The 6,719-nt window shown below is 51.8% G+C and carries 9 protein-coding genes; all 9 read left to right on the forward strand.

Going from position 1 to position 6,719, the window contains the following annotated elements:
- Positions 1-12 precede the first annotated feature (12 nt).
- Positions 13-831 carry an FKBP-type peptidyl-prolyl cis-trans isomerase gene (fkpA, locus tag BFG58_RS22145; protein ID WP_008503008.1) on the forward strand — a complete coding sequence of 273 codons (819 nt, stop codon included), beginning with the start codon at positions 13-15 and terminating at the stop codon, positions 829-831.
- A 166-nt stretch (positions 832-997) separates the two neighbouring features.
- Positions 998-1,720: a transcriptional regulator gene (locus BFG58_RS22150; protein WP_045330517.1), complete on the forward strand. Its 723-nt coding sequence runs from the start codon at positions 998-1,000 to the stop codon at positions 1,718-1,720.
- Positions 1,720-2,106: a sulfurtransferase complex subunit TusD gene (gene tusD, locus BFG58_RS22155; RefSeq protein WP_023294706.1), complete on the forward strand. Its 387-nt coding sequence runs from the start codon at positions 1,720-1,722 to the stop codon at positions 2,104-2,106. The genes BFG58_RS22150 and tusD overlap by 1 nt, the downstream gene beginning before the upstream one ends.
- Complete coding sequence (gene tusC / locus BFG58_RS22160; protein WP_063622727.1) at positions 2,106-2,465, forward strand: sulfurtransferase complex subunit TusC; 360 nt, start codon at positions 2,106-2,108, stop codon at positions 2,463-2,465. The genes tusD and tusC overlap by 1 nt, the downstream gene beginning before the upstream one ends.
- Before the next feature lie 7 nt (positions 2,466-2,472).
- The gene (tusB, locus tag BFG58_RS22165; protein WP_045909310.1) at positions 2,473-2,760 is read left to right on the forward strand and encodes a sulfurtransferase complex subunit TusB; all 288 of its coding nucleotides are present in this window, start codon (positions 2,473-2,475) and stop codon (positions 2,758-2,760) included.
- Between the two features lie 124 nt (positions 2,761-2,884).
- Positions 2,885-3,259 (forward strand): 30S ribosomal protein S12, encoded by a 375-nt coding sequence (gene rpsL / locus BFG58_RS22170; protein WP_000246815.1) that lies wholly within the window; start codon positions 2,885-2,887, stop codon positions 3,257-3,259.
- Positions 3,260-3,355: 96 nt separating this feature from the next.
- Entirely contained in the window at positions 3,356-3,826 is a 471-nt protein-coding gene (gene rpsG, locus BFG58_RS22175) for a 30S ribosomal protein S7 (protein ID WP_004106370.1), read from the forward strand.
- A 96-nt stretch (positions 3,827-3,922) separates the two neighbouring features.
- Positions 3,923-6,037, forward strand: a complete 2,115-nt coding sequence (fusA, locus tag BFG58_RS22180; RefSeq protein WP_008503004.1) for an elongation factor G — start codon at positions 3,923-3,925, stop codon at positions 6,035-6,037.
- 69 nt (positions 6,038-6,106) lie between these two features.
- Positions 6,107-6,719 (forward strand): GTP-binding protein (locus BFG58_RS22185; RefSeq protein ID WP_083261560.1); only part of this gene is annotated, 613 nt, incomplete at its 3' end.

The raw sequence follows: 6,719 nt of genomic DNA on the forward strand, positions 1-6,719 counted from the left end.
CTGGAGATATGGATGAAATCACTGTTTAAAGTAACGCTGCTGGCGACGACGATGGCTGTTGCGCTGAACGCGCCGCTGTCATTCGCTGCTGATACTGCTGCGAAGCCTGCTGCCACTGCAGACAGCAAAGCGGCGTTCAAAAATGACGACCAGAAATCCGCCTACGCACTGGGCGCATCTCTGGGTCGTTACATGGAAAACTCTCTGAAAGAACAAGAGAAACTGGGCATCAAACTGGATAAAGCTCAGCTGATCGCGGGCGTTCAGGACGCATTTGCCGATAAGAGCAAGCTGTCTGACCAGGAAATTGAACAGACTCTGCAGGCGTTCGAAGCGCGTGTGAAGGGCGCCGCGCAGACCAAGATGGACGCGGACGCTAAAGACAACGAAGCGAAAGGCAAAGCCTACCGCGATGCCTTTGCTAAAGAGAAGGGTGTGAAAACCTCTTCGACTGGCCTGGTGTACAAAGTTGAGAAAGAAGGCACCGGCGATGCGCCTAAAGACAGCGACACCGTTGTCGTGAACTACAAAGGTACGCTGATCGACGGTAAAGAGTTTGATAACTCTTACACCCGTGGTGAGCCACTCTCCTTCCGTCTGGATGGTGTGATCCCGGGCTGGACTGAAGGCCTGAAAAACATCAAGAAAGGCGGCAAGATCAAGATGGTTATTCCACCGGATCTGGCCTATGGCAAAACCGGCGTTCCAGGTATCCCTGCCAACTCTACCCTAGTCTTTGACGTAGAGCTGCTGGATATCAAACCGGCACCGAAAGCGGATGCCAAGGCAGACGCACCGGCTGACGATAAAGCCGCTGCCGCTAAGAAGTAATGCTGAAAAAAAACCGCCGCCTTTAAGGCGGCGGTTTTTTATTGTGGGGCAGATATAATTAACACTGGAAAGCGTTAGGCACGCTGTATTAATTTAGTTGTCCGTGTAGATAATGAGCCTGCCCTGAAAACCTAACGACAGGCTCCTGAAAAGGAGTGTTTTTTTCATGTCCAGGTCGCTTTTAACCAACGAAACCAGTGAACTTGATTTACTGGATCAACGTCCTTTCGATCAGACCGACTTCGATATTCTGAAATCCTATGAAGCGGTAGTGGACGGGTTAGCGATGCTCATTGGCTCCCACTGCGAAATCGTATTGCACTCCCTGCAAGATCTGAAGTGTTCCGCCATCCGCATTGCGAATGGTGAGCATACTGGCCGTAAAATTGGTTCGCCAATTACCGACCTTGCATTGCGTATGTTGCATGACATGACCGGCGCGGACAGCAGCGTCTCCAAATGCTATTTCACCCGCGCCAAAAGCGGCGTGCTGATGAAGTCAGAAACCATCGCGATTCGAAACCGCGAGCATCGCGTGATTGGGCTGCTGTGCATCAACATGAACCTTGATGTGCCATTCTCGCAGATCATGAGCACCTTTGTTCCACCCGAAACGCCGGATGTTGGCTCTTCTGTTAACTTTGCCTCTTCCGTCGAAGATCTTGTGACGCAGACGCTGGAGTTCACCATTGAAGAGGTGAATGCCGATCGCAACGTCTCGAACAACGCCAAGAATCGTCAGATCGTGCTCAATCTCTATGAAAAAGGGATTTTTGATATTAAAGACGCCATCAACCAGGTGGCCGATCGTCTGAACATCTCCAAGCACACGGTCTATCTCTATATTCGCCAGTTCAAAAGCGGTGATTTCCTGGGACAAGACAAGTAATGCGTTTTGCGTTAATGGTGACAGGCCCGGCGTACGGGACTCAGCAGGCCAGCAGCGCGCTGCAGTTTGCGCATGCGCTGCTGGCAGCCGGACATGAGCTGGCGAGCGTCTTCTTCTATCGGGAAGGGGTGTATAACGCGAACCAGTTTACGTCACCGGCGAGCGATGAGTTTGACGTGGTGCGCGGCTGGCAGGCACTAAACGAAAAGCAGGGCGTAGAACTGCATATCTGCGTCGCGGCGGCACTGCGCCGCGGCGTGACAGATGCAACCGAAGCCGCGCGTCTTGGTTTATCGGGTTCTAACCTGCAGCCCGGTTTTTCGTTAAGTGGCCTGGGTGCGCTGGCACAGGCGGCGTTAACCTGCGACAGAGTGGTGCAATTCTGATGAAGCGCGTGGCATTTGTGTTTACGTCTGCGCCGCACGGCAGCGCTTCCGGCCGCGAAGGGCTGGATGCGTTACTTGCGACGTCCGCGCTGACCGAAGATATCGGCGTCTTCTTTTTGGGGGACGGGGTGTTTCAGCTTCTGGCGGATCAGCAGCCACAGGCCATTCTGGCGCGGGATTACATCGCGACCTTCAAAGTGCTGCCGCTGTACGACATTGAAACCCTGTATGTCTGCGCCGATTCGCTGGCCGCTCGCGGTTTGGATGAGAAGACGCCTTTCGTGCTGGATGTGACCGTCGTGTCTTCTGCGGCATTGCGCGAACACCTTTCCCACTACGACACCGTTCTGACTTTCTGAGGCTGCCATGCTCCATACTCTGAGCCATTCACCATGGCAATGTGACATCGACGCGTTACTGAGTATGCTGCGCGACGGTGATGATCTGCTGCTGATTCAGGACGGCGTGCTTGCCGCACTTGAAGGCAGTCGTTTCGTTGAAATTCTCACGAATGCCCCCATAACAGTCTCTGCGCTGAAAGACGATCTGGATGCGCGGGGTCTTTCTGGTCAAATTTCAGCCAAAATTGACGTGGTTGGCTATACTGATTTCGTCAATCTTACTGTGACACACGCCAGTCAAATGAACTGGTGATTTGAGATCGCTGTATATTTCTTGACACCTTTTCGACGTAGCCCTAAAATTTCGCGTCCTCATATTGTATGAGGTCGTTTTATTACGTGTTTACGAAGCAAAAGCTAAAACCAGGAGCTATTTAATGGCAACAGTTAACCAGCTGGTACGCAAACCACGTGCACGCAAAGTTGCGAAAAGCAACGTGCCTGCGCTGGAAGCCTGCCCGCAGAAACGTGGCGTATGTACTCGTGTATATACCACCACTCCTAAAAAACCAAACTCCGCACTGCGTAAAGTATGCCGTGTGCGTTTGACTAACGGTTTCGAAGTGACTTCCTACATCGGTGGTGAAGGTCACAACCTGCAGGAGCACTCCGTGATCCTGATCCGTGGCGGTCGTGTTAAAGACCTTCCGGGTGTTCGTTACCACACCGTTCGTGGTGCGCTGGACTGCTCAGGTGTTAAAGACCGTAAGCAGGCTCGCTCCAAGTACGGCGTGAAGCGTCCTAAGGCTTAATGGTTCTCCGTTAAGTAAGGCCAAACTGATTTATCTTAATGTCACACTAAACTCTTTGAGTTTTGGACAATCCTGAATTAACAACGGAGTATTCCCATGCCACGTCGTCGCGTCATTGGTCAGCGTAAAATTCTTCCAGATCCGAAATTCGGATCAGAACTGCTGGCAAAATTTGTCAATATCCTGATGGTAGATGGTAAAAAATCTACTGCAGAAGCAATCGTATACAGCGCGCTTGAGACCCTGGCTCAGCGTTCTGGTAAAAATGAACTGGAAGCTTTCGAAGTCGCTCTCGACAACGTTCGCCCAACTGTAGAAGTTAAGTCCCGCCGCGTTGGTGGTTCTACTTATCAGGTTCCAGTTGAAGTTCGTCCGGTTCGTCGTAATGCCCTGGCAATGCGTTGGATCGTTGAAGCTGCTCGTAAACGCGGTGATAAATCCATGGCTCTGCGTCTGGCGAACGAACTTTCTGATGCTGCAGACAACAAAGGTACTGCAGTTAAGAAACGTGAAGACGTTCACCGTATGGCAGAAGCCAACAAGGCGTTCGCACACTACCGTTGGTAATCCCTTCGGAGTCTTAGTCACCAGGCGGGCGCTTCAGAGAAGCCGCCCGCTCTGGGTAACTTAACTGAACGCCTAAAGATATAAACGAGGAATCAAATGGCTCGTACAACACCCATCGCACGCTACCGTAACATCGGTATCAGTGCGCACATCGACGCCGGTAAAACCACTACTACCGAACGTATTCTGTTCTACACCGGTGTAAACCACAAAATCGGTGAAGTTCATGACGGCGCAGCCACCATGGACTGGATGGAACAGGAGCAGGAGCGTGGTATCACTATCACCTCCGCAGCGACTACTGCATTCTGGTCAGGTATGGCTAAGCAGTACGAACCGCATCGCGTAAACATCATCGACACCCCAGGGCACGTTGACTTCACCATCGAAGTAGAACGTTCCATGCGTGTTCTTGACGGCGCGGTAATGGTTTATTGCGCAGTTGGTGGTGTTCAGCCACAGTCTGAAACCGTATGGCGTCAGGCGAACAAATATAAAGTTCCACGCATCGCGTTCGTTAACAAAATGGACCGTATGGGTGCTAACTTCCTGAAAGTTGTTGGTCAGATCAAAACCCGTCTGGGCGCGAACCCTGTTCCGCTGCAGCTGGCAATTGGTGCTGAAGAAGGCTTCACCGGCGTAATCGACCTGGTGAAAATGAAAGCCATCAACTGGAACGATGCAGACCAGGGCGTTACCTTCGAATACGAAGATATCCCAGCTGCAATGCAGGACCTGGCTGACGAATGGCACCAGAACCTGATCGAATCCGCTGCTGAAGCTTCTGAAGAGCTGATGGAGAAATACCTGGGTGGTGAAGAACTGACTGAAGAAGAGATCAAAAAAGCTCTGCGTCAGCGCGTTCTGAACAACGAAATCATCCTGGTAACCTGTGGTTCTGCGTTCAAGAACAAAGGTGTTCAGGCGATGCTGGATGCGGTAGTTGACTACCTGCCATCCCCAGTTGACGTTCCTGCGATCAACGGCATCCTGGACGACGGTAAAGATACCCCGGCTGAGCGTCACGCAAGCGACGAAGAGCCATTCTCTGCACTGGCGTTCAAAATTGCTACCGACCCATTCGTGGGTAACCTGACCTTCTTCCGCGTTTACTCTGGTGTGGTTAACTCCGGTGACACCATCCTGAACTCCGTGAAAGCGGCGCGTGAGCGTTTTGGCCGTATCGTACAGATGCACGCTAACAAACGTGAAGAGATCAAAGAAGTTCGTGCGGGCGACATCGCTGCAGCTATCGGTCTGAAAGACGTGACCACTGGTGACACCCTGTGTGACCCGGATCACCCGATCATTCTGGAGCGTATGGAATTCCCAGAGCCGGTAATCTCCATCGCAGTTGAACCAAAAACCAAAGCTGACCAGGAAAAAATGGGTCTGGCTCTGGGCCGTCTGGCGAAAGAAGACCCATCATTCCGCGTATGGACTGATGAAGAATCTAACCAGACCATCATCGCTGGTATGGGTGAACTGCACCTGGACATCATCGTTGACCGTATGAAGCGTGAATTCAACGTTGAAGCGAACGTGGGTAAACCTCAGGTTGCTTACCGCGAAGCGATTCGCGCGAAAGTTACCGACATTGAAGGTAAACACGCTAAGCAGTCTGGTGGTCGCGGTCAGTACGGTCACGTTGTGATCGACATGTACCCACTGGAGCCGGGCTCTAACCCGAAAGGTTACGAGTTCATCAACGACATCAAAGGTGGTGTAATTCCTGGCGAATACATCCCAGCCGTTGATAAAGGCATCCAGGAACAGCTGAAAGCGGGCCCTCTGGCTGGCTATCCGGTTGTTGACATGGGTGTTCGTCTGCACTTCGGTTCTTACCACGACGTTGACTCCTCTGAACTGGCGTTTAAACTGGCTGCGTCTATTGCCTTTAAAGAAGGCTTTAAGAAAGCAAAACCAGTTCTGCTTGAGCCAATCATGAAGGTTGAAGTAGAAACTCCTGAAGAGAACACCGGTGACGTTATCGGTGACTTGAGCCGTCGTCGCGGTATGCTGCGTGGTCAGGAATCCGAAGTAACTGGCGTTAAGATCCACGCTGAAGTTCCGCTGTCTGAAATGTTCGGATATGCAACTCAGCTGCGTTCTCTGACCAAAGGTCGTGCATCATACACCATGGAATTCCTGAAGTATGATGATGCGCCTAACAACGTTGCTCAGGCCGTTATTGAAGCCCGTGGTAAGTAATCCACAGGATTAAAACCTAAGTCCCGTGCTCTCTCCACAGGGGAGAGCACTATAGTAAGGAATATAGCCGTGTCTAAAGAAAAATTTGAACGTACAAAACCGCACGTCAACGTTGGTACTATCGGCCACGTTGACCATGGTAAAACTACCCTGACTGCTGCAATCACTACCGTTCTGGCTAAAACCTACGGTGGTTCTGCTCGTGCATTCGACCAGATCGATAACGCACCAGAAGAAAAAGCTCGTGGTATCACCATCAACACCTCTCACGTTGAGTACGACACCCCGACTCGCCACTACGCACACGTAGACTGCCCAGGCCACGCCGACTATGTTAAAAACATGATCACCGGTGCTGCGCAGATGGACGGCGCGATCCTGGTTGTTGCTGCGACTGACGGCCCAATGCCTCAGACTCGTGAGCACATCCTGCTGGGTCGTCAGGTAGGCGTTCCTTTCATCATCGTGTTCCTGAACAAATGCGACATGGTTGATGACGAAGAGCTGCTGGAACTGGTAGAGATGGAAGTTCGTGAACTGCTGTCTCAGTACGATTTCCCAGGCGACGATACCCCAATCGTTCGTGGTTCTGCTCTGAAAGCGCTGGAAGGCGAMGCTGAGTGGGAAGCGAAAATCATCGAACTGGCCTGTCTCTTGATCACATCTACGCACAGCTCCACCG

It is taken from the genome of Enterobacter sp. ku-bf2, from assembly GCF_001742765.1.
Taxonomy (GTDB): domain Bacteria; phylum Pseudomonadota; class Gammaproteobacteria; order Enterobacterales; family Enterobacteriaceae; genus Enterobacter; species Enterobacter quasiroggenkampii.